Source organism: Citrobacter sp. Cpo061, assembly GCF_030332845.1.
Lineage (GTDB): Bacteria > Pseudomonadota > Gammaproteobacteria > Enterobacterales > Enterobacteriaceae > Citrobacter > Citrobacter portucalensis.
The window spans coordinates 431,871-453,535 of sequence record NZ_JAOWHB010000054.1; the positions used below are offsets into that span (position 1 = coordinate 431,871).

Below are 21,665 nucleotides of genomic sequence, written 5' to 3' on the forward strand. Positions count from 1 at the left end.
ACTGCTCCGCTAAAGTCAGAATAAATCTTTGCCACACTGTAAATTCATGGGGACATAACAACAACGGTCTGAAGGCTGATGCCCGTGGAAAATCGATCCAGATCACACAATTACTTTATCGTTTCAGCACCATTTGCAGCGATGTCGTCAGACAGGCTGTGCAAACTATGTCTATGACTCTGTTTTAAGGAATAGAAAATGCTCCATCCGCGAGCCAGAACGATGCTCTTGCTATCAACCCCAGCGCTAATCATTGGCATAGCGTCCAGCCTGGTGTTGATCGTTGTGATGAAAGTGGCTTCCGTTTTACAGCAGTTTTTGTGGGAACGTCTGCCTGTTAGCATCGGTATAGCCCAGGACTCTCCGGTCTGGATTATCGGTATGCTGACACTCACGGGGATCATGGTCGGGTTAGTAATCCGTTACAGCCATGGCCACGCAGGCCCGGATCCGGCCTGTGAACCGTTAATTGGTATGCCGGTGCCAACGTCAGCAATACCGGGCCTGCTGGCAGCACTAATCCTCGGCCTCGCGGGTGGCGTCAGTCTGGGTCCGGAACACCCCATCATGACCGTAAATATCGCTCTGGCAGTGGCACTTGGTAGCCGCATGTTTCCGCGCATTGCAAAGCTGGACTGGACCATTCTCGCCTCTGCCGGTACCATCGGCGCGCTATTTGGTACCCCCGTTGCCGCCGCGCTGATATTTTCGCAAACGCTGAATAGCTCAAACGATGTGCCCTTGTGGGATCGCCTGTTTGCACCGTTAATGGCCGCCGCCGCGGGTTCGCTAACCACCAGCCTGTTTTTTCACCCCCATTTTTCACTACCCATCGCGCACTACACGCAGATGCACTTGATCGATATCCTCAGCGGCGCGGTTGTTGCTGCCATCGCCATTGCCGCTGGGATGGTTGCCGTCTGGTGTCTGCCGCGTTTGCACCATTTAATGCATCGATTAAAACACCCGGTGCTGATCCTCGGGGCAGGCGGTTTTATCCTTGGCATTTTGGGTGTTATCGGCGGGCCGCTTACCTTGTTTAAGGGACTGGACGAAATGCAGCAGATGGCGTTTAGCCAAACGCTGGGGACATCAGATTATTTCATGCTCGCCGTGATCAAACTAACGGCATTAGTGGTTGCAGCGGCGAGTGGTTTTCGCGGCGGACGAATCTTCCCGGCGGTATTCGTTGGCGTCGCGCTTGGCCTGATGCTGCACGCCCATGTTGAAGCGGTGCCGGCTGCCATCACGGTTTCTTGCTCTATTCTCGGGCTGGTGCTGGTCGTCACCCGTGACGCCTGGCTGAGCCTGTTTATGGCAGCAGTGGTGGTGCCAGATTCCACCCTGCTGCCGCTGCTGTGCATCGTCATGCTGCCCGCCTGGCTGTTGCTGGCGGGCAAACCGATGATGGTCGCTGAGCGCCCTGATAAATAGCTATCCGCCGTTGCGAGATTCCAGCGCACGGGTCACCGTGCGCAATAATTCAGGAAGATCGGCTTTCGGTAGCACCACCTCAATTAACGACAGTCGTTGCGGATGGGACAACCGGGCCAGCACCTCTTCCAGCTGTACCGCCTGCTTCACCCGCCAACATTCGGCCTGACATTCACGACTAAACGCCTGCGGCACCGACGTCCAGCTCCAGGCGGCGATGTCGTTATAGCGCTGATTTGCCCCGTGTATGGCCCGCTCCACGGTATAACCGTCATTGTTGAGCAGTAAAATAACCGGCGATTGCCCGTCTCTGAGCATGGAGCCCAGCTCCTGAATGGTGAGCTGCGCCGCGCCATCACCAATAATCAGGATCACCCGACGGTCCGGACAGGCCGTTTGCGCACCGAATGCCGCCGGGAGCGCGTAGCCGATAGATCCCCACAACGGTTGAACCAGTACTTCCGCCCCGCAAGGTAGTGAGAGCGCAGCCGCGCCAAAGGCGGCGGTTCCCTGATCGACGAGGATAATGTCATCAGGCTTCAGAAACTGCTGCACCGTGTGCCAGAAGTTTTCCTGCGTCAGTGGGCCCTTCTCAACCTGAACACGCCTAATTGGCGGACGTTCTGGCGGTAGAGAAAACGACATTTCCAGGCACAACTCACGTAATGTGGTGACCGCCTGCTCCATCGGGATGTTAAACCAGTGGGATCCAATTCGTGACGCATGGGGCTGAACGTCAATGGTGCGATCCTGCGGTAGCTGTTGTGTAAACCCAGCAGTGAGGGTGTCGACAAATTGTGTGCCGACACACATTATCGTATCGGCATCTTCTATCGCCTGACGTACATAATCGCTGCTGGCTCCAGCGCTGTACGTGCCAACAAACGCCGGGTGACGCTCATCAAACAGTCCTTTGCCCATCAACAACGTGGCATGAGCCATCGGCGTTTCCGCCATCCAGCGCTGTAAAACCGGCTGCAGACCAAAACGCAGCGCGAGGAAGTCGGCCAGCAACGCTACGCGTGGGCTGTCCAGCAATCGTTCACGGGCATGGTAGCGAAACGCCTCTATCACGCTGCTTTCCGGCTCGCTCAGAGGAACTCTCATAATATCATTCGGTGGCGTAGCAGGCTGTTTAGCCACATCAGCAGGTAGCATCAGATAGCCCGGCCTGCGCTCGCTGAGCATCATTCGCAACACACGGTCAATTTCATAGCAGGCATTTTGTTCATCCAGTATCGCGCTGGCCGTTGTTACTGCCTGCTGCATGCGGTAAAAATGCTGAAAGTCACCGTCACCCAAAGTGTGATGCATCAACTCTCCGCGACGCTGCGCGCCGCGACAGGGTGCGCCGACAATATGCAAAACAGGAACATATTCCGCGAAGCTACCCGCGATACCGTTAATTGCGCTTAACTCCCCCACACCAAACGTGGTGAGCAGCGCCCCAACCCCGGATACCCGGGCATAGCCATCTGCCGCATAAGCCGCATTCAATTCATTCGCACACCCGACCCAACATACGTTGGGATGTTCAATCACGCGGTCAAGAAACTGCAAATTATAATCGCCCGGCACACCAAAGAGATGGCCGACACCACAGCCTGCCAGCCTGTCCAGCAGATAATCAGCAACGGAATACGGGGTTTGCATGACAGCTATCCTTCTGACGGTAACCTCATGTTGAGTATCGAAGAACTGTGATGACTGTCCAGGAAAGTCGCTGTGAAGGGGTGGAAAGCAGGATTTACAGTTTTGGCGGTAAAAATTCATTGAAGAATCGACGGTGTAACCGTATACACTGAAAGGCACACGCATCGTGGAAGGGGGGTGACATGGTTTATCACGCAGATGAAAATCGTTATCAGACAATGGAGTACCGCCGCTGCGGTCAGAGCGGCCTCAAGCTCCCGATTGTCTCTCTGGGTTTGTGGCACAATTTTGGCGATACCACACAGGTCGAGAACAGTCGCGCATTGTTACAGCGCGCATTCGATCTGGGGATCAACCATTTTGATCTGGCAAATAACTATGGTCCACCACCGGGTTCGGCAGAACGTAATTTTGGTCGGATCCTGCAGGAAGATTTTTTACCGTGGCGAGATGAGCTTATTATCTCCACAAAAGCGGGCTACACCATGTGGGAAGGCCCCTACGGTGACTGGGGTTCACGCAAATATCTGATTGCCAGTCTCGATCAAAGCCTGAAGCGTCTGGGGCTGGAGTATGTCGATATCTTCTACCACCATCGCCCCGACCCTGAAACACCGCTCAGAGAAACCATGCGCGCGCTGGATCACATCGTCCGTCAGGGCAAAGCGCTGTACGTCGGGTTGTCTAACTATCCGGCAGATCTTGCCAGGCAGGCGATTGAAATACTCGACGATTTAGGTACGCCATGCCTTATTCACCAGCCCAAATATTCCATGTTTGAACGTTGGGTCGAAGGTGGCTTGCTGTCGTTATTACAGGAAAAAGGTGTCGGCAGTATCGCCTTCTCACCGCTGGCTGGCGGACAGTTAACCGACCGCTATCTGAACGGCATTCCTGCGGATTCTCGTGCGGCAAGCACCAGTCGCTTTCTGAATCCGGACCAGATCACTCCACAAAAACTGGAAAAAGTGCGGGCGCTGAATGTGCTGGCAGAACGACGCGGGCAAAAGCTTTCCCAAATGGCGCTAGCATGGGTGTTACGGGATGACAAAGTCACGTCCGTGCTGATTGGCGCGAGTAAAACGGCGCAGATTGAAGACGCTGTCGGTATGCTGGCAAACCGTCACTTTACGTCTGAAGAGTGCGCGGAGATTGATGCTATCCTGAGTTGATTGAAATAAAGACACATTTATTAACAAAAAGTGCTCTCACTTGCGATTTAAGAGTTAAGGCGATGAAACGGGGCTTTACTGCCCCGTAATATTACGTTAACAGGCCGGCTACGGCTCGATCGTGAAGGAGAGAAAACATGTTCAGGTCACTGATTCTGGCGGCAGTCTTATTGGCTTTTACACCGCTGGCCGCGAACGCTGGCGAAATCACCCTGCTGCCATCAATAAAATTACAAATTGGCGATCGCGATAACTACGGTAACTACTGGGATGGCGGCCGCTGGCGCGACCGGGATTACTGGCACCATAACTATGAGTGGCGCAAAAATCGCTGGTGGCGTCATGACAATGGCTACCATCGTGGCTGGGACAAACGCAAAGCTTATGAGCGTGGTTATCGTGAAGGCTGGAACGATCGTGACGACCACCGCGGTCGCGGGCGTGGCCACAAACATCATCATTAATGTAACAAAAGGGCCAACGGGCCCTTTTGTTTTTACAAACCGAGTGCGGTTCCTACCAACAGCCAGATATTGAGCGCCACCACCAGCACAACAATCACCCAGCCTACCTGTTTTACCCAACGGGTATTCACCAAATCGCCCATCAGCTTACCGTCACTGGTAAAGATCAGTAGCGGCACCAGCGCCAGTGCAATACCAAAACTGAGCAATACCTGGCTCATCACCAGAATACGCGTCGGATCCAGTCCCATCAAAATCACAATAAATGATGGCATCATAGTAACGGTACGGCGTACCCAAAGCGGAATGTGAAAGCGGATAAACCCTTGCATCATCACCTGCCCGGCCAACGTACCGACCACGGTAGAAGAAAGTCCCGCAGCCACCAGGCTTAAACCGAATACCGTCGCCGCAGCGTGACTCAACAGCGGTTCAAGTGTCAGATACGCTTGATCGAGATCGGCAATACCGGTATGCCCGCTAAAGTGAAATGCAGCGGCAGCCGTCGCCATCATCGCAAGATTGACAAATCCAGCAATCGTCATGGCGATTGCCACATCCCATTTCGTGGCCACATAGCGCTGTTGACGTGTTCCGCCGTGCAGATGCTGAGTTAAGGAAGAGTGCAGATAAATGACGTGTGGCATGATAGTCGCGCCGAGCACGCCAGCCGCCAGGAACACCGCTTCAGAATTAGGCAGGCTCGGGATAACCATTCCCTTGCTAAGTTGCGCGAAGTTCGGCTGGGAAAAGATCAGTTCCACAATGTAAGCCGCAGCTACAAACAGCAGCAAGCCGCCAATCACTTTTTCCAGCGGTTTTTGCCCACGGCGCTGCAACATCAGAATCAAAAAAGTCGCGATACCGGTGAGCACGGCCCCCTGCAATAACGACACGCCGAGGATCAATTTGAAACCAATCGCGGCACCAATGAATTCAGCAAGGTCTGTCGCCATGGCGATAATTTCGGCCTGCACCCAGTAGAACCACACCACCGGACGAGGATAGTGATCGCGAATTTGCTCCGCCAGGTTTTTACCCGTGGCAATACCCAGCTTTGCCGACAGCACCTGAATCAGCATCGCCATCAGATTTGCCCAGACCACCACCCACAATAGTTTATAGCCAAAGCTGGCCCCTGCCTGGATGTTGGTGGCGAAGTTGCCCGGATCGATGTAGCCGATCGCCGCGATGAACGCAGGTCCCATTAATGCGAGCTTCAACTTGCGCGCTGCCCGTCCAGTGCTACTCTCAACGCGATCGTTAGTCATTTTAGTGCCTCAGAAACATAGCCTTTGCTATGTTTCAAGCTACGCCTGTTGAGAATGATTATCAAATTCATTTTAATGGGTGAAGTTGATTTCTCTGATAGCGTTTGTCTATGGATCGATAAGGATTCTGGAAATACCGGTGAGATGTTTAATTATTGTTATGAGATTAGCACAATGACATAACTTTTCACTTCCATACTAAACATAACAGAAGTGTATCACCGATCACTAATTTTGAATCTCGTCACAGGTCCTTATTATAGTGTGTGTTTGATCTCGTTTTCTTTATGGTTGTTACATAGAATGTGCACGAAAACTAAACCTGCCTCATATTTGGAGCAAATATGGACCGCGTTCTTCATTTCGTCCTGGCCCTTGCCGTGGTTGCGGTACTCGCACTGCTGGTAAGCAGTGACCGTAAAAAAATCCGCATTCGTTATGTTATTCAATTGCTTGTTATTGAAGTGTTACTGGCATGGTTCTTCCTGAACTCTGATGTCGGTCTGGGCTTCGTGAGAGGCTTCTCCGAGATGTTTGAAAAACTCCTCGGATTCGCTAATGAAGGGACAAACTTTGTCTTCGGCAGCATGAACGACAAAGGCCTGGCATTCTTCTTCCTGAAAGTGCTGTGCCCAATCGTCTTCATTTCCGCTCTTATCGGTATTTTGCAGCATATCCGCGTTCTGCCGGTTATCATCCGCGCGATTGGTTTCCTGTTATCCAAAGTGAACGGTATGGGCAAGCTGGAATCCTTCAACGCCGTCAGCTCCCTGATCCTGGGTCAGTCCGAGAACTTTATCGCCTATAAAGATATTCTCGGCAAAATGTCTCGCAACCGTATGTACACCATGGCTGCAACGGCGATGTCGACCGTTTCCATGTCTATCGTCGGCGCGTACATGACCATGCTGGAGCCGAAGTACGTGGTTGCAGCGCTGGTTCTGAACATGTTCAGCACCTTTATCGTGCTGTCGCTGATCAACCCGTACACCGTTGATGCCAGCGAAGAAAACATTCAGATGTCTAACCTGCACGAAGGCCAGAGCTTCTTCGAAATGCTGGGTGAATACATCCTGGCAGGTTTCAAAGTGGCAATTATCGTTGCAGCGATGCTGATTGGTTTCATCGCGCTAATCGCAGCCCTGAACGCCCTGTTCGCCACCGTGACCGGCTGGTTTGGCTACAGCATCTCCTTCCAGGGCATCCTGGGCTACATCTTCTACCCTGTTGCATGGGTAATGGGTGTGCCGTCCAGCGAAGCGCTGCAGGTGGGCAGTATCATGGCAACCAAACTGGTTTCCAACGAATTCGTTGCGATGATGGATCTGCAGAAAATTGCCGCCACGCTCTCTCCGCGTGCAGAAGGTATCCTGTCCGTGTTCCTGGTCTCCTTCGCTAACTTCTCTTCCATCGGTATTATCGCCGGTGCGATTAAAGGTCTGAACGAAGAGCAAGGTAACGTGGTTTCCCGCTTCGGTCTGAAGCTGGTGTACGGCTCTACGCTGGTGAGCGTACTGTCTGCATCTATCGCCGCACTGGTGCTGTAAGCGTAAGATAACGTCGTATTGATAAGACCGGGGAGATTCTTCTCCCCGGTTTTTTTATGCCTGCTATTCAGCAAACCGAAGAGATACAGGGTGGAAACAGAAACAAAAAACCCCCGCTTTTCAGCGAGGGTTTAAATTTTGGTGGAGCTAAGCGGGATCGAACCGCTGACCTCTTGCATGCCATGCAAGCGCTCTCCCAGCTGAGCTATAGCCCCACGATGCTATTACGTACGTACCAAATTTATTGGGATTAAATTTGGTGGAGCTAAGCGGGCTCGAACCGCTGACCTCTTGCATGCCATGCAAGCGCTCTCCCAGCTGAGCTATAGCCCCATTACGTAAAGCTTGTCGAGTTGACGGGCGGCATCATATGAATTCCCTTCGCGTGTGTCAACGGCAAAATTAACTCATAGAATTCAATCGCTGAAAAAGCAGTCAAATGAAGAACATTGCGTAACAACTCGCATTCAGTAGTTAAACGCGTCACGGTTTCTACTAAAATGGTGCTATAAAATGAGCCACTAATTAACCCCACGACTATTCAGGGAATCGTTATGTTCAAGGAACGGATGACGCCAGAAGAACTTGCTAATCTGACCGGATACAGCCGACAGACCATCAATAAATGGGTGCGCAAGGAGGGTTGGGCTACATCACCAAAACCAGGCGTACAGGGCGGTAAAGCGCGTCTGGTTCACGTCACCGAACAAGTTCGTGAATACATTCGCAGTGCTGAGCGTTCAGCCGAAGGTTTATCAGATAATTTATCGTTATCCGGCGATACCTCTATCGAAGCTCTACTGATTAGGCTCGCCAAAGAGATGACTCCGTCAGAACAAAAAATGTTTACGTCACTGATCCTGCGTGAAGGCATTACGGGTTTGTTACAACGCTTAGGGATCCGCGACAACAAATAATATGAAAAAATTACGCAGCAAAATGACGACCGAAGAACTGGCGGAATGTCTCGGGGTTGCCAAACAAACCGTCAATCGTTGGATCAGAGAACAAAACTGGACCACCGAAAAGTTTCCCGGCATTAAAGGGGGTCGTGCAAGACTGATCCATATCGACTCCAGCGTCCGTACGTTTCTGCTCAATATTCCGGCTTTTCGCAAAGCCCCTGAAATTTATCAGGCTGAGGAACCGCTGGCAGAATACACCCACGTGGTGCGTAGTCACGCCTGTCGCCAGATAATTAGCGCACTGGACAACATGTCCCCAACGGAACAAGAAAAGCTGGCAATGTATATTTCGCGCGAAGGTATTCGCACTTTCCTTACCCGTCTGGGTATTGATGAGTCTGAATAACAGGCAAAAAAAACGGCAGGATGCGCTCCTGCCGTTGTTTCATCGCTCAACCGGTCTTACTGCTGGCTTTCACGCTCAGCAATAAACGCCAGCGCTTTATTAATACGCTCAATGCTGCGGGATTTACCAATCGCATGCACCGTTACGTCTAACGCCGGAGACTGACCCGCGCCGGTTACGGCTACGCGCAGCGGCATCCCAACTTTACCCATACCCACTTCCAGCTCATCAGCGGTTGCCTGAATCGCGTGATGCACGTTTTCTGCCGTCCACTCGCTGATAGCAGCCAGCTTATCGCGAACCACTTCCAGCGGCTGACGCGCTACCGGACGTAGGTGTTTCTTAGCTGCATCCGCATCGAACTCAGCAAAGTCTTCGTAGAAGTAGCGGCAGCTCTGCGCCATCTCTTTCAGCGTTTTGCAGCGCTCACCCAGCAGTTTAACCAGCTCAGACAGCTGCGGGCCGACGCGAGTATCGATATTTTCCTGCTCAATATGCCATTGCAGATGCGTTGCCACATATTCAGGTGCCAGCGAATTAATGTAGTGATGGTTCAGCCACTGCAGTTTTTCGGTGTTGAACGCACTGGCAGACTTGCTCACCGCACCAAGGGAGAACAGTTTGATCATCTCTTCACGGGTGAAGATTTCCTGATCGCCGCTGGACCAGCCCAGACGCACCAGATAGTTCAGCAGCGCTTCCGGCAGGTAACCGTCGTCGCGATACTGCATAACGCTGACCGCACCGTGACGTTTAGAGAGTTTTTTACCGTCGTCGCCGTTGATCATCGACACGTGTGCATAAACCGGCACCGGCGCATTCAGCGCTTTCAGGATGTTAATCTGACGCGGAGTGTTGTTGATATGGTCCTCACCACGAATAACGTGGGTGATTTCCATATCCCAATCGTCGACAACAACACAGAAGTTGTAGGTCGGGGAACCGTCAGTACGGCGGATGATCAGATCGTCCAGCTCCTGGTTGCTGAATTCGATCGGCCCACGGATCTGGTCGTCAAAAATAACGGATCCATCCTGCGGGTTGGCAAAACGCACCACGCAGGGTTCATCAGCAGCATGATGTTCATGGCCGTGGCGGCAGCGACCGTCGTAACGTGGCTTCTCACCATTTGCCATCTGCTCTTCGCGCAGTGCGTCCAGACGCTCTTTGGAGCAGTAGCATTTATACGCGGTACCGGCTTCCAGCATCTCATCAATCACGGCGTTGTAGCGATCAAAACGTTTGGTCTGGAAGTACGGGCCTTCATCCCATTCCAGATTCAGCCAGTTCATGCCATCCATAATGGCTTCAATAGCTTCCGGAGTGGAGCGTTCGAGATCGGTGTCTTCAATACGCAGCACAAACTCACCGTCATGGTTACGTGCAAAAAGCCAGGAATATAGAGCAGTACGCGCACCACCGACGTGCAGGTAACCTGTCGGGCTTGGCGCGAAGCGAGTTTTGATTTTCATGAAATGGCCTTACGTTTATAAAGATGCCGACAACCGGCAAATCCTGGAAAGATTATCAGGCTCGTATTCTATCACTGTGGTCTGATTCCTCAATGTTGTTCAGGTTGGAACATCACGCTTTGCCATTTTCGTATACAAATCATGCTGCATGGATTGATTTGCGATCGTTTTGTTTAAATTTACGACGAACGAACAAATTCTTTAGAAAATGCGTTGACTCATTTTCAACTCTCCCTATAATGCGACTCCACACAGCGGGGGTGATTAGCTCAGCTGGGAGAGCACCTCCCTTACAAGGAGGGGGTCGGCGGTTCGATCCCGTCATCACCCACCACTTCGGGTCGTTAGCTCAGTTGGTAGAGCAGTTGACTTTTAATCAATTGGTCGCAGGTTCGAATCCTGCACGACCCACCAATGTAAAAAGGCGCCCTAAAGGCGCCTTTTTGCTATCTGCGATTTATAAGATTCGAACCTGCATCGCCTGATGCGCTACGCTTATCAGGCCTACAGACAATACCGCACACGTAGGCTGGATAAGACGTCAGCCGCCATCCGGCACAGACAATACCGCACGCGTAGGCCGGATAAGACGTTAGTCGCCATCCGGCACAGACAACACAACACGCGTAGGCCGGATAAGACGTCAGCCACCATCCGGCACAGACAACACTACACACGTAGGCCGGATAAGACGTCAGTCGCCATCCGGCGCAGACAACACAACACGCGTAGGCCGGATAAGACGTTAGTCGCCATCCGGCACAGACAACACAACACGCGTAGGCCGGATAAGACGTCAGTCGCCATCCGGTGCAGACAACACAACACGCGTAGGCCGGATAAGACGTCAGCCGCCATCCGACACAGACAACACAACACGCGTAGGCCGGATAAGACGTTAGTCGCCATCCGGCACAGACAACACTACACACGTAGGCCGGATAAGACGTCAGTCGCCATCCGGCACAGACAATACCGCACGCGTAGGCCGGATAAGACGTCAGTCGCCACCCGGCACAGACAACACTACACGCGTAGGCCGGATAAGACGTCAGTCGCCATCCGGCACAGACAACACAACACGCGTAGGCCGGATAAGACGTCAGTCGCCATCCGGCACAGACATCACATCGTCAATGCCGCTACCAGTTTCTCCAGCGCGGGTGTCGCCTGCAGTTGGTCATACACAATATACAAATCCGCCGGAATACGTTCCTCTAACGGTCGAAATACCACGCCAGGCCAATTCATCTGCGCATAGCTGTCAGCAATTAACGTAATACCAATCCCCATGCTGATCATCGCCAGCACCGTTTGCGGCTCCCTCACCTCACGAATAATCATCGGGGAAAATCCAGCACTCAGGCAAACTCGCTGCAAAAATGCCCAGTCAGTATGAATGGAAGGCATTGTGACAAAATATTCATTTCTCAACGCCTCCAGCGGTATGGACTCACAGGCAGTAAGAGGATGTTCTTCCGGCATGGCAACCAGAAAAGAGGACTCATGCAAACGCAAACTGGTAAACCCGGGAGAAAGCTCCGTAGCCATCCGCCAAATTCCCGCATCCAGTTCACGCCGTTCCAGCATCGTCATCTGCATCGCGGGCATGTTCTCGCGAAACAGCACCTCAACATTGGGATTATCCTTCATAAAACGCCGCATCACCGGACGCATTTTTCCCCACATCGCTGTACCGATAACGCCAAGCTCAATTCGCCCTGCCTCACCACGACCAATTTGCTCCACTCTCGCCAGCGCCTGATTAGCACTGGATAACAGTCGGCGCGACTCTTCCATCAATATCTTTCCCGCGTGAGTTAACGCCACGCTGCGGGAATGACGGATAAATAGCAAAGTGCCGAGCTGTTGCTCCAGCTCTTTAATATGGGTACTGAGCGGCGGTTGCGACATATTCAGGCGAGCAGCAGCACGTCCAAAATGCAGTTCTTCTGCGACAGCAAGAAAATAACGCAGTAACTTCAGATCGATGCGGTGCGTGCGTTCCATGGATAATGCGCTCCTGAAAAAAGGATAATGCGCAAAGTTACCACATTGCCTCGCAGAAAATGAAACGGCGGGTATCAGAACCCGCCGCCAATGGAGTGTTAATGTGCCGGTGATTTCTGTGCCAGTCGTTCAGGCTCATGCTTGTACTTAAAGAACAATGCAAAGATAACCGCCAGAGCCAGCGCATACGCGGCAAACACCAGCCAGATAGTTTGCCAATCCTTGACGCCATCGACAGAAAAATAGTCCACCGCCATACCACTCAGAATTGATCCCACCCACGCGCCAACGCCGTTTACCATCGTCATAAACAGCCCCTGCGCGCTGGCGCGAATGTTAGAGCTAACCTCCTGCTCGACAAATACCGATCCCGAGATATTGAAGAAATCAAACGCACAGCCGTAGACGATCATCGACATCAGCAGCAGCACAAAACCAAACGGCGACGGATCGCCAAAGGCAAAGAAGCCAAAGCGCAGCGTCCATGCCAGCATGCTCATCAGCATCACCGTTTTAATGCCAAAGCGTTTAAGGAAGTACGGGATAGTGAGAATAAAGCCCACCTCCGCCATCTGTGAAACGGAAAGCAATATGGAGGGGTACTTCACCACAAAGCTGTCGGCAAATTCCGGGTTACGGGCAAAATCATGCAGGAACGGATTGCCAAAGACGTTGGTGATTTGCAACACCGCCCCCAGCATCATCGCAAACAAAAAGAAGATTGCCATCTGCGGTTTTTTAAACAGGACAAAGGCGTCCAGACCGAACTTGCTGGCAAGCGTGGTGTTTGCTTTCTTCTCAGCAACCGGAATTTTCGGCAACGTAAGCGCATACAGAGCCAGCAGCAGCGATGCGCCTGAAGCGATATACAACTGCGCGCTGCTCAGTTCCAATCCCATCAAGCTGACAGTCCACATCGCCACAATAAACCCAATGGTGCCAAATACACGAATTGGCGGGAACGCGGTGACCGGATCCTGACCTGATTGCGCCAGGCACGAGTATGAGACGCTATTCGATAACGCAATCGTCGGCATATACGCCATTGCGTTAACCAGCATCACCCAAAACATGGTCTGCGGATCGGTAACGGTTGTGGCATATAGCAACACGCCCGCACACACCAGATGACAAAGCATATAGGCGCGCTCGGCGCGTAGCCATTTATCGGCAATGATGCCCATAATGCCCGGCATGATAATCGCCGCCAGCCCTTTCGAACTGTAAATCATACCGACGTTCGCACCGGTAAAATCCAGGGTATTAATCATGTAGGAACCCAGGGTTACCAACCAGCTTCCCCAGATGAAATATTGCAAAAACGACATGAGCTTTAAGCGAGATGCGATACCCATTTTTCCGTTCCTTGCCATAAAGTAAGACCCCGCAAGCGGGGTCATTTTTTAGTTATTCAGGCCAGTTTGCGCAAGAATCCGCAGATCAAATTGATGAAATTCTGCCGGGAGAGTTCCGCTGCAGCCAGCGTCTGCGCGTGAGATAATTTAACATCACCCAGACCTTCCGCCAGGTTGGTGATGGCCGCCACCGCAACCACTTTCAAACCGCAGTGGCGCGCAGAGATAACTTCAGGCACCACCGACATCCCCACCACGTCACCACCGATAATTTGCATCATGCGGATTTCTGCCGCGGTTTCAAAGTTCGGCCCCGGATAAGAGACAAAAACCCCTTCACTCAGCGGGAATCCTTCCTCAGCGGCAACAGTTTGCAGGATCGCGCGGTAGTCAGCATCATAGGCATTCGCCAGTGAAAAGAATCGCTCGCCAAAACGCTCATCGTTTGGCCCTACCATCGGCGTACCCGGCATCGTATTGATGTGATCGCTAAGCGCAACGAGGCTACCCGGTCCGACTTCGGGACGCAAAGAGCCTGCAGCATTGGTGCAAAACAGCAGCTCACAGCCCAGCAGCTTCAGCGTACGAATGGCATCCGTCATCACCGTCATACCGCGACCTTCATAGAAATGTCCACGTCCTTTCATACAGGCCACCGGAATTCCCGCCAGATTTCCCAACACCAGTTCACCAGCATGACCGTGTACGGTACTCACCGGGAACCCTGGTAGTTTCTCGTAAGAGATGGCAACCGCATCCTCAATTTGATCCGCCAACGCCCCCAGGCCAGAGCCGAGGATAAAGGCTACGCGCGGCGTAAAATCCGGTTTGTAACCACGAATGATATCAGCGCTATACCAGGGATTTTGCGAGAAAAGAGAGTGGCTCATGAGATGTCCTTAATACTGAGTAATCGAAATAACGTAGCGTACCGCATTGTTATAGCGAGACTACGCAATCGATTACCAATACCGTTTATCCCGATAACCGATAGTAAATCGGTATAGATGGCATGTGCTAAATCGGCCTGAACTCACATTTTTTTTCTGCCAGAAATGGCAAGGAGTACCAACACATCAGGAATTCGTCAGACGAGTGGGCAGACAAAGCCCGCCTTGCAAATGACTGACAAACATTTGTTGATTATTAATAAGCGAAAGCAGGTACAACAACACACTTTCGCTAATCAATAATTAAAACGGGGGAAACAGCTGTTTACTTCTTATAGAGTTCGCTGGTCACTACAGCCTGAGAACCATTGCCTATAGAAGAGAAGTTCTTAATAACAAAGAAATCAGCACCTTCTTTATCTGCCATTTTCGAAATTTTGTGCATACATTGATTCACCGTATTTTCCGTTACGGTGATTGACTTGACATGCTTTAAACTATTGGCTTCTTGTTGCGAGATTTCTGTAGCAGCAAAGGCAGACAGACTGAGAAAACACAAAGAAGCGGCCAATGATGTGACTAATGTCTTTTTCATAACTATCCTCATAACTTACATATTAATATTTGAGCATCAAGATATACTCTTCACATAATATTGCAAACAAAAACCCTCCTATTTATAAAATAGACGAATCGACAAACATTGAAGAGTAATGAACATCATATGTATTATTCAATAGGTTTATTATAGTGGGTTAAATATTTCATAATAAACGCAGAAAAATAACACTAAATATCCACGAGGCATTTAGTGTTATTTGCAATTAATTACCGGCCACTTCGTTAAGAAGGGTTGTCAGGATGCTAACTGGAGCAACAATATTATGTGCAACACCATAGTCAAACTCCAGAACAGTACTTGCATCCTGATAATCTATATGGGTATCACCATTGTCATCCTGCCAAATAACCACCCGTAGGGGTAACTCTATTGCCGCATGAGGATTTGCTTGCATGGCAGGAGTACCACCCTTTGGGTTACCAAACAGAAATAACATCGTCGGTCGCAGAGCAAGACCTGCTTCCGTTGCCGCTTGCTGTTGATCAACCTGCACAAAAATACGAATATTTTTAGCATTTAATACGCTGACGAGTCTGTTTACAGTATCATCAAAATTGAACTTACTAGGCAGCGTTTTTGTCCGCTCCGGCTTTCTCATCTGTCGTTCCTTTATTTATAGAATATTCATGAAAATACCCGCCAGCGAATGACGGGTATTGATAAATGCTAGCACAGTTATTTAGGCGTCACTTCGACAGAGCCCCAGCTGATACCATTTGGGTTGTTGTCTACCGGGAGCGTGTTCACTACCTTATGCTCATTAATGTCAATCTTCGAAACAGAGTTTGCAAATGAGTTAGTTACGTAAGCATACTTGCCATTTTTATCGACAACCACGCCATGGGCCCCATCGCCAGTGGTGATGGTTTTCGCTACCGTAAGGCTTGCGATATCAATCATGTTTATTGTGTTACCCGGCTTGCTCTTCGAGCCCTGATTGGTTACCAGCATGCTTTTACCATCCGGAGTGCCAAACAGCTGGATTGGTACGGTACCGACATTAATTTTCTTCACAACTTTACGCGTTGCTGTATCAATCACCGCTACAGCGTCTTCACCAGACAGGGAAACAAACACCCGTTTTCCGTCCGGTGAGAAACCTACCTGGGCTGGCATTTTACCTAATGGGATCTGCGCGACTTCTTTATTACTGGCTGTATCGACAACGGATACCGAGCCCCCTTTCATATTCGCGATATAAACTTCTTTACCGTCAGGACTCACTCTGAGGCCATGAGGGAATTTACCTACATTAATTGTCGTTAAATTTTTCAAATGTTCTGCATCAATCACGCTGATAGTGTTATCTGCACTATTTGAGATATACGCCATTTTCCCATCAGGGGTGACGACAACATGCGCAGGGTGTGCGCCAACCGGAAGTTTTGCAATAACCGTATCATTTTCGGCATTAATAACCCAAACTTCGCCATGTTCCTTTTTGCCTGCATGAGAATCTTTGCCCATATCCATTTTCTCAGAATGAGCATCTTTACTCATATCCATATGTTCAGAGCCTGATGAATGTGTCCCGTTAGCACCAAGGTTGGTTACCCAAACTGTTTTATTGTCTGGTGACACCTGAACGTTATGCGGCATTTTACCAACATGTACTTTATCTACAGTCTTTAAAGACGCAGCATCAAGTACATTAACTGAATCTGCACCTTCATTTGCTACATACACTCTGTCTGCTGCAAACGTATAACCAGACCATGCCAGCATACTAATTTGCATTGCAATTAAAATTTTATTTTTTCTTATCATCGCCGCCAATACCCCATTAGTTAAATATATTTACCGGATTAGTTTCAGCAACCAGCTATTGTAGGATTATTTAACATGTCACTAATATTACTCCATCGGGATCGTGTTAATTCTACCTATAACGAGTTACTGTATAAATTGCTTAGTCATTTCATTAATCAATCGCTATACATCATTGTATTAGATACTGCTATCCGTACTTGCGTATAAAGAGTATCAACCTTCCAGCAAGTGGAAGGTCAAGAAAAAAAGTAATAATTTAAAATAGCCTTACAAATCCGCAAGCTAAGCAATTGCCTAAGAATATCGCAGGAGAATTTATAAATATAAAGAGGTAGTCCGGTGCCGGGTAAAAATATAAAAGTTAACGATCAGTTCATCGATACTGAAAGCCAAACTTAACGACATGACAAACACCAGCCATATCGTTAAAGCTGGTACAAAGGATCCCGTGCCCGACCGGCGGTTAATTCACTGGCCTGCATCCGTACTACGTCCCACAGCGCCTGGGCCGCAGTCGATAAAGAACGATTTTTACGTCGTGCCAGCATCAATTGTCGTTCCACAACCGGCGTCAGGCGTTTAACCTGCAAATGGCTGCCCTGTGGCAGAGGAAGCGCCAGCGCAGGCAGCACGCTGATACCAATCCCCGCCTCAACCATCGGGAAAAGCGTGGCAGGATGACCTATCTCCTGAACGATATTGGCCTCAATGGAAAAGTGAGCCAGTGCCGCATCGATCAACGGTCGACTGCCGGAAGCGTAATCCTGTAATACCAGGCGCTCATGATATAAATCCTGCCAATTTACCCATTCGCGTTGGGCTAGCGGATGATCCTCTCGACACAACAGCAGGAACGGTTCGGATAACACCGCTTCACACTGTAGATCGGTCACAGCACCTGGATCTATCACAATGCCAAAATCCACCTCGCCCTGACGAATACTCTCCAGCACCCACTGTTGCGGACGATCGTGCAGCACAAAATCGATTGCTGGATAAAGCTGATTACTCTGGGCAATACACTGTGGAATAAGGTGAGCAGATATTGTCTGGCTGGCGGCAACGCGCACCGTTCCGGTTAACTGCGTTCCCACCTGGCCTGCTTCGCGCAGCGTGCTGTGCAGTTCATCCAGAATACGTTCCAGCCGCGCCGCCAACTGGTGCCCTGCTTCTGTCAGCACCACTTCCCGCGTTGTTCTATCTAACAACCGCACACCCGTCTGCCCTTCCAGCTCTTTAACGCTGTGGCTGACCGCAGACTGGCTTAAGCCAATGATATCCCCCGCCCGGCTAAAGCTTTTGGCCTGAGCGACGGTAACAAAAATACGGAGCTGACGCAGAGAGTAATTCATCTATTCGATTCATATATGGATGCAATAAATCAATTTTATTTCTCAAACAGAAAAACGCAAAATGTTCCTACCGAATTTCAGGAGCTTTTATGAAACTTTTTCGTATCCTTGATCCGTTCACGATAACGTTGATTACGGTCGTTTTACTGGCGTCCTTTTTCCCGGCCGAAGGTGGCTTTGTACCTTTCTTTGAAGGCTTAACCACCGCTGCCATTGCCCTACTGTTTTTTATGCACGGGGCGAAGCTTTCGCGTGAAGCCATTATTGCCGGCGGTAGTCACTGGCGTTTACATCTGTGGGTGATGTGCAGCACGTTTGTTGTTTTCCCGGTGCTGGGCGTTCTGTTCGCCTGGTGGGCACCGGTAAATGTTGACCCGATGCTGTACACCGGTTTCCTGTACCTGTGTATTTTGCCGGCCACGGTGCAGTCGGCAATCGCTTTTACGTCGCTGGCGGGGGGTAACGTTGCTGCCGCCGTGTGTTCCGCTTCGGCCTCCAGCCTGCTGGGTATTTTTCTCTCGCCGTTACTGGTTGGCCTGGTAATGAATATGCATGGCGCAGAAGGCAGTCTGGAGCAGGTGGGGAAAATCATGCTGCAGCTGCTGCTGCCGTTCGTACTGGGACATCTTTCACGTCCGTGGATTGGTAACTGGGTGTCCCGACATAAAAAATGGATAGCCAAAACGGACCAATCCTCCATCTTGCTGGTGGTGTACTCCGCCTTCAGTGAAGCCGTGGTTAACGGGATCTGGCACAAAGTGGGGATTGGCTCACTGCTGTTTATCGTGGTGGTCAGCATCGTATTGCTGGCAATTGTGATTGGCATCAACGTCTTTGTTGCGCGGAAATGCGGCTTCAACAAAGCCGATGAGATCACCATTGTCTTTTGCGGATCGAAAAAGAGCCTGGCGAATGGGATCCCAATGGCAAATATTCTGTTCCCGACGTCAGTGATAGGAATGATGGTGCTGCCGTTGATGATCTTCCATCAAATTCAGCTGATGGTGTGTGCCGTGCTGGCACGTCGCTACAAGCAACAAACGGACGCATTGCAGGCGCAGCAGAAAAGCCACGCCGCAAAGGCTTAGAGCGGGCGTTTCAGGGGCTGCACCAGTTGCGTCAGCCCTTCAGTTTTAATCAGCAGCGTGATTTGCATCAGCTCGCCGAGCTTGCCCGCCGGGAATTCATCCTTACGGGCAAACCACAGCAGATACTCTTCCGGTACATCAATCAGCCGACGCCCTTTATATTTGCCAAAGGGCATCACGGTATTGGCGATTTCAACCAGCTGCTCTTTTTCCATCTCAGGCACCCAGTAAGCGGATCATTTCAGCTTCATCGATCACGGCAATACCCAGTTCCTGCGCTTTTGCCAGCTTCGAACCCGCCGCTTCACCGGCAATCACCAGGTCGGTTTTCTTCGATACGCTGCCGGCCACTTTTGCACCCAACTCAGTCAGTCGCGCTTTGGCGTCATCGCGTGACATCAGGCTCAGGCTCCCGGTTAGCACCACCGTTTTCCCCGCGAAGGGGCTGTCGATTTCTTCAGCGTTGATGACCACCGGCGCTGGCCAGTGAATCCCCTGCGCCAGCAGTTGGACGATCACCTCGCGGTTACTCTCTTCAGCAAAGAAATTAAACACGTGGGTCGCTACCACAATGCCGACATCCGGCACTTTTTGCAGCTCTTCAATAGAGGCCGCTTCCAGCGCCTCAAGGGTGCCAAAATGCGCCGCCAGACCAGCCGCCGTAGCTTCGCCGACTTCGCGAATACCCAGCGCGTAGAGGAAACGGGCAAACGTCGTTTCTTTTGCTTTTTCCAGCGCATTCACCACGTTTTGAGCCGATTTCGGCCCCATACGATCAAGACCGGTCAGCTTACCTGCGGTCAGTGTGAAGAGATCCGCTGGTGTGTGGACATACTCCTTCTCGACCAGTTGATCGATAATTTTGTCGCCCATGCCGTCAACGTCCAGCGCGCGGCGGGAAACGAAGTGTTTCAGCGATTCCTTACGCTGCGCTCCGCAGATTAAACCACCGGTACAGCGAGTAACCGCTTCGCCTTCCACACGCTCAACGTCTGAGTTGCATACCGGACAGTGTGTGGGAAACTCAATTTCACGCGTATCGTCCGGGCGCTCGGAAAGCACGACATTCACTACCTGCGGGATGACATCGCCCGCACGGCGAATGACGACTTTATCGCCAATACGCAAACCAAGACGCTCAATTTCATCCGCATTGTGCAAGGTGGCGTTACTGACCAACACCCCGGCAACCTGAACTGGCTCAAGGCGGGCGACAGGTGTAATCGCCCCGGTACGTCCAACCTGAAACTCAACATCACGTACGAAGGTCATCTGCTCTTGCGCCGGGAACTTAAAGGCCACCGCCCAGCGCGGCGCGCGGGCAACAAAACCCAGTTGTTCCTGCAACACCATAGAGTTGACTTTGATCACCACACCGTCGATATCGAATCCCAGCGTCGGTCGGTCTTCTTCAACCTTGTGATAGTAAGCAAGTACTTCCTCCGGAGAGTCGCAAAGCGTAACTCTGTCGCTCACCGGCAATCCCCACTCTTTAAATTGCAGCAGACGGCCCAGGTGGGTATCAGGCAGCACACCACCTTCCAGCACACCAACGCCATAGCAGAAGAAAGTAAGCGGTCGCTTCGCTGTGATACGCGGATCGAGCTGGCGCAATGACCCGGCCGCTGCGTTACGCGGGTTAGCAAACACTTTGTTGCCAGTGCGGCGGGCCTCTTCGTTAATTTTTTCAAATCCGGCCTGCGGCAGGAACACTTCACCGCGCACTTCCAGACGCGTCGGAATGTTATCGCCTCGCAGTTTTAACGGGATCGCACGGATGGTGCGCACGTTCGAGGTAATATCCTCACCCGTAGTACCATCACCACGCGTTGCGGCACTGACCAGCACACCGTTTTCATACAGGATACTGACCGCCAGCCCGTCCAGTTTCAGTTCGCAGCACCAGGTTAGTTTATCCGTACTCTTTAGTCTGTCCTGCACGCGCTTGTTGAAGGCGAGAAAACTCTCTTCATCAAACACGTTATCCAGCGACAGCATTGGCACTTCATGGCGAATCTGGCTGAACGCTGCTAACGGAGCGGCGCCAACACGTTGGGTTGGCGAGTCGGGGGTGATAAGTTCCGGATGCTGCGCTTCCAGCTCGCGCAGTTCACGCATCAGGCGATCGTATTCCGCATCGGGAATTTCCGGCGCATCCATCACATGGTAGAGATACTCATGATGGCGAAGCGTGGTTCGCAGTTCTGTCAGTTGTTGTTCGATTGATTCCATATCGCACCATCAATGATAAAAA

20 protein-coding genes and 4 tRNA genes are annotated in these 21,665 nt (G+C 51.1%); 9 read left to right on the forward strand and 15 right to left on the reverse strand.

Annotation, left to right across the window (positions count from 1 at the left end; translation table 11 throughout):
- Nucleotides 1–198 precede the first annotated feature (198 nt).
- Entirely contained in the window at nt 199–1,434 is a 1,236-nt protein-coding gene (locus OGX97_RS22245) for an ion channel protein (protein WP_008785389.1), read from the forward strand.
- On the opposite strand, the gene OGX97_RS22250 is transcribed toward OGX97_RS22245, so the two are convergent.
- On the reverse strand, nt 1,435–3,087 hold the full coding sequence (locus OGX97_RS22250; protein ID WP_048234787.1) for an alpha-keto acid decarboxylase family protein: 1,653 nt from the start codon (nt 3,085–3,087) through the stop codon (nt 1,435–1,437).
- A 182-nt stretch (nt 3,088–3,269) separates the two neighbouring features.
- On the opposite strand from OGX97_RS22250, the gene mgrA reads away from it, so the two are divergent.
- Together mgrA and ypeC are read left to right on the forward strand one after the other, a co-directional pair.
- A complete protein-coding gene (gene mgrA / locus OGX97_RS22255) occupies nt 3,270–4,259 on the forward strand; it encodes an L-glyceraldehyde 3-phosphate reductase (RefSeq protein ID WP_048234784.1) in 990 nt (329 codons plus the stop codon).
- A gap of 137 nt (nt 4,260–4,396) precedes the next feature.
- Nucleotides 4,397–4,723: a DUF2502 domain-containing protein YpeC gene (gene ypeC, locus OGX97_RS22260; protein WP_003834889.1), complete on the forward strand. Its 327-nt coding sequence runs from the start codon at nt 4,397–4,399 to the stop codon at nt 4,721–4,723.
- Nucleotides 4,724–4,755: 32 nt separating this feature from the next.
- Here ypeC and OGX97_RS22265 read toward each other — a convergent pair whose 3' ends face one another.
- Nucleotides 4,756–5,994 (reverse strand): Nramp family divalent metal transporter, encoded by a 1,239-nt coding sequence (locus OGX97_RS22265; RefSeq protein ID WP_286592730.1) that lies wholly within the window; start codon nt 5,992–5,994, stop codon nt 4,756–4,758.
- A complete protein-coding gene (locus tag OGX97_RS23315) occupies nt 5,991–6,065 on the reverse strand; it encodes a hypothetical protein (RefSeq protein WP_418219455.1) in 75 nt (24 codons plus the stop codon). Before OGX97_RS23315 ends, OGX97_RS22265 begins: the two co-directional genes overlap by 4 nt.
- 273 nt (nt 6,066–6,338) lie before the next feature.
- On the opposite strand from OGX97_RS23315, the gene nupC reads away from it, so the two are divergent.
- The gene (gene nupC / locus OGX97_RS22270) at nt 6,339–7,541 is read left to right on the forward strand and encodes a nucleoside permease NupC (protein ID WP_003834893.1); all 1,203 of its coding nucleotides are present in this window, start codon (nt 6,339–6,341) and stop codon (nt 7,539–7,541) included.
- A 139-nt stretch (nt 7,542–7,680) separates the two neighbouring features.
- Here the strand turns inward: nupC and OGX97_RS22275 are convergent.
- A tRNA-Ala gene (locus OGX97_RS22275) sits at nt 7,681–7,756 on the reverse strand.
- 42 nt (nt 7,757–7,798) lie between these two features.
- Nucleotides 7,799–7,874: transfer RNA gene (locus OGX97_RS22280), tRNA-Ala, on the reverse strand.
- Nucleotides 7,875–8,095: 221 nt separating this feature from the next.
- Here OGX97_RS22280 and OGX97_RS22285 point away from each other — a divergent pair.
- Both OGX97_RS22285 and OGX97_RS22290 read left to right on the forward strand, forming a co-directional pair.
- Nucleotides 8,096–8,458 (forward strand): YfeC-like transcriptional regulator, encoded by a 363-nt coding sequence (locus OGX97_RS22285; RefSeq protein ID WP_003028277.1) that lies wholly within the window; start codon nt 8,096–8,098, stop codon nt 8,456–8,458.
- A 1-nt stretch (nt 8,459) separates the two neighbouring features.
- The gene (locus OGX97_RS22290; RefSeq protein ID WP_125363395.1) at nt 8,460–8,852 is read left to right on the forward strand and encodes a MerR family transcriptional regulator; all 393 of its coding nucleotides are present in this window, start codon (nt 8,460–8,462) and stop codon (nt 8,850–8,852) included.
- 56 nt (nt 8,853–8,908) lie between these two features.
- Here the strand turns inward: OGX97_RS22290 and gltX are convergent, their stop codons facing one another.
- Entirely contained in the window at nt 8,909–10,324 is a 1,416-nt protein-coding gene (gene gltX, locus OGX97_RS22295) for a glutamate--tRNA ligase (protein ID WP_008785393.1), read from the reverse strand.
- Nucleotides 10,325–10,582: 258 nt separating this feature from the next.
- Here gltX and OGX97_RS22300 point away from each other — a divergent pair.
- Together OGX97_RS22300 and OGX97_RS22305 are read left to right on the forward strand one after the other, a co-directional pair.
- A tRNA-Val gene (locus OGX97_RS22300) sits at nt 10,583–10,658 on the forward strand.
- A 4-nt stretch (nt 10,659–10,662) separates the two neighbouring features.
- A tRNA-Lys gene (locus OGX97_RS22305) sits at nt 10,663–10,738 on the forward strand.
- Nucleotides 10,739–11,449: 711 nt separating this feature from the next.
- Here OGX97_RS22305 and OGX97_RS22310 read toward each other — a convergent pair.
- The 7 genes from OGX97_RS22310 to OGX97_RS22340 form a co-directional block, all read right to left on the reverse strand.
- Entirely contained in the window at nt 11,450–12,334 is an 885-nt protein-coding gene (locus OGX97_RS22310; RefSeq protein ID WP_048234780.1) for a LysR family transcriptional regulator, read from the reverse strand.
- 98 nt (nt 12,335–12,432) lie between these two features.
- Complete coding sequence (locus tag OGX97_RS22315; RefSeq protein WP_048234778.1) at nt 12,433–13,689, reverse strand: nucleoside permease; 1,257 nt, start codon at nt 13,687–13,689, stop codon at nt 12,433–12,435.
- 56 nt (nt 13,690–13,745) lie between these two features.
- Nucleotides 13,746–14,579 carry a xanthosine phosphorylase gene (gene xapA / locus OGX97_RS22320; protein WP_008785395.1) on the reverse strand — a complete coding sequence of 278 codons (834 nt, stop codon included), beginning with the start codon at nt 14,577–14,579 and terminating at the stop codon, nt 13,746–13,748.
- A 325-nt stretch (nt 14,580–14,904) separates the two neighbouring features.
- On the reverse strand, nt 14,905–15,174 hold the full coding sequence (locus OGX97_RS22325; protein WP_008785396.1) for a YdgH/BhsA/McbA-like domain containing protein: 270 nt from the start codon (nt 15,172–15,174) through the stop codon (nt 14,905–14,907).
- 229 nt (nt 15,175–15,403) lie between these two features.
- Nucleotides 15,404–15,799 carry a DUF302 domain-containing protein gene (locus tag OGX97_RS22330; RefSeq protein ID WP_032944134.1) on the reverse strand — a complete coding sequence of 132 codons (396 nt, stop codon included), beginning with the start codon at nt 15,797–15,799 and terminating at the stop codon, nt 15,404–15,406.
- A 77-nt stretch (nt 15,800–15,876) separates the two neighbouring features.
- Nucleotides 15,877–16,968, reverse strand: a complete 1,092-nt coding sequence (locus OGX97_RS22335) for a YVTN family beta-propeller repeat protein (protein ID WP_279850725.1) — start codon at nt 16,966–16,968, stop codon at nt 15,877–15,879.
- A 428-nt stretch (nt 16,969–17,396) separates the two neighbouring features.
- Nucleotides 17,397–18,323: a LysR family transcriptional regulator gene (locus tag OGX97_RS22340; RefSeq protein ID WP_003834913.1), complete on the reverse strand. Its 927-nt coding sequence runs from the start codon at nt 18,321–18,323 to the stop codon at nt 17,397–17,399.
- Between the two features lie 89 nt (nt 18,324–18,412).
- Here OGX97_RS22340 and OGX97_RS22345 point away from each other — a divergent pair, with 89 nt between their 5' ends.
- On the forward strand, nt 18,413–19,411 hold the full coding sequence (locus OGX97_RS22345) for a bile acid:sodium symporter family protein (RefSeq protein WP_032944142.1): 999 nt from the start codon (nt 18,413–18,415) through the stop codon (nt 19,409–19,411).
- Here OGX97_RS22345 and OGX97_RS22350 read toward each other — a convergent pair.
- Together OGX97_RS22350 and ligA are read right to left on the reverse strand one after the other, a co-directional pair.
- Nucleotides 19,408–19,626 (reverse strand): DUF3820 family protein, encoded by a 219-nt coding sequence (locus OGX97_RS22350; RefSeq protein WP_032944144.1) that lies wholly within the window; start codon nt 19,624–19,626, stop codon nt 19,408–19,410. The two genes, OGX97_RS22345 and OGX97_RS22350, sit on opposite strands and share 4 nt — an antisense overlap.
- 1 nt (nt 19,627) lies before the next feature.
- Nucleotides 19,628–21,643 (reverse strand): NAD-dependent DNA ligase LigA, encoded by a 2,016-nt coding sequence (gene ligA / locus OGX97_RS22355; protein WP_060683464.1) that lies wholly within the window; start codon nt 21,641–21,643, stop codon nt 19,628–19,630.
- Nucleotides 21,644–21,665 lie beyond the last annotated feature (22 nt).

Bases quoted from the DNA above. Each gene is read 5' to 3' on its own strand.
- OGX97_RS22245 (WP_008785389.1), top strand. From the start codon at position 199: ATGCTCCATCCGCGAGCCAGAACGATGCTCTTGCTATCAACCCCAGCG.
- OGX97_RS22250 (WP_048234787.1), bottom strand. From the start codon at position 3,087: ATGCAAACCCCGTATTCCGTTGCTGATTATCTGCTGGACAGGCTGGCA.
- mgrA (WP_048234784.1), top strand. From the start codon at position 3,270: ATGGTTTATCACGCAGATGAAAATCGTTATCAGACAATGGAGTACCGC.
- ypeC (WP_003834889.1), top strand. From the start codon at position 4,397: ATGTTCAGGTCACTGATTCTGGCGGCAGTCTTATTGGCTTTTACACCG.
- OGX97_RS22265 (WP_286592730.1), bottom strand. From the start codon at position 5,994: ATGACTAACGATCGCGTTGAGAGTAGCACTGGACGGGCAGCGCGCAAG.
- nupC (WP_003834893.1), top strand. From the start codon at position 6,339: ATGGACCGCGTTCTTCATTTCGTCCTGGCCCTTGCCGTGGTTGCGGTA.
- OGX97_RS22285 (WP_003028277.1), top strand. From the start codon at position 8,096: ATGTTCAAGGAACGGATGACGCCAGAAGAACTTGCTAATCTGACCGGA.
- OGX97_RS22290 (WP_125363395.1), top strand. From the start codon at position 8,460: ATGAAAAAATTACGCAGCAAAATGACGACCGAAGAACTGGCGGAATGT.
- gltX (WP_008785393.1), bottom strand. From the start codon at position 10,324: ATGAAAATCAAAACTCGCTTCGCGCCAAGCCCGACAGGTTACCTGCAC.
- OGX97_RS22310 (WP_048234780.1), bottom strand. From the start codon at position 12,334: ATGGAACGCACGCACCGCATCGATCTGAAGTTACTGCGTTATTTTCTT.
- OGX97_RS22315 (WP_048234778.1), bottom strand. From the start codon at position 13,689: ATGGGTATCGCATCTCGCTTAAAGCTCATGTCGTTTTTGCAATATTTC.
- xapA (WP_008785395.1), bottom strand. From the start codon at position 14,579: ATGAGCCACTCTCTTTTCTCGCAAAATCCCTGGTATAGCGCTGATATC.
- OGX97_RS22325 (WP_008785396.1), bottom strand. From the start codon at position 15,174: ATGAAAAAGACATTAGTCACATCATTGGCCGCTTCTTTGTGTTTTCTC.
- OGX97_RS22330 (WP_032944134.1), bottom strand. From the start codon at position 15,799: ATGAGAAAGCCGGAGCGGACAAAAACGCTGCCTAGTAAGTTCAATTTT.
- OGX97_RS22335 (WP_279850725.1), bottom strand. From the start codon at position 16,968: ATGATAAGAAAAAATAAAATTTTAATTGCAATGCAAATTAGTATGCTG.
- OGX97_RS22340 (WP_003834913.1), bottom strand. From the start codon at position 18,323: ATGAATTACTCTCTGCGTCAGCTCCGTATTTTTGTTACCGTCGCTCAG.
- OGX97_RS22345 (WP_032944142.1), top strand. From the start codon at position 18,413: ATGAAACTTTTTCGTATCCTTGATCCGTTCACGATAACGTTGATTACG.
- OGX97_RS22350 (WP_032944144.1), bottom strand. From the start codon at position 19,626: ATGGAAAAAGAGCAGCTGGTTGAAATCGCCAATACCGTGATGCCCTTT.
- ligA (WP_060683464.1), bottom strand. From the start codon at position 21,643: ATGGAATCAATCGAACAACAACTGACAGAACTGCGAACCACGCTTCGC.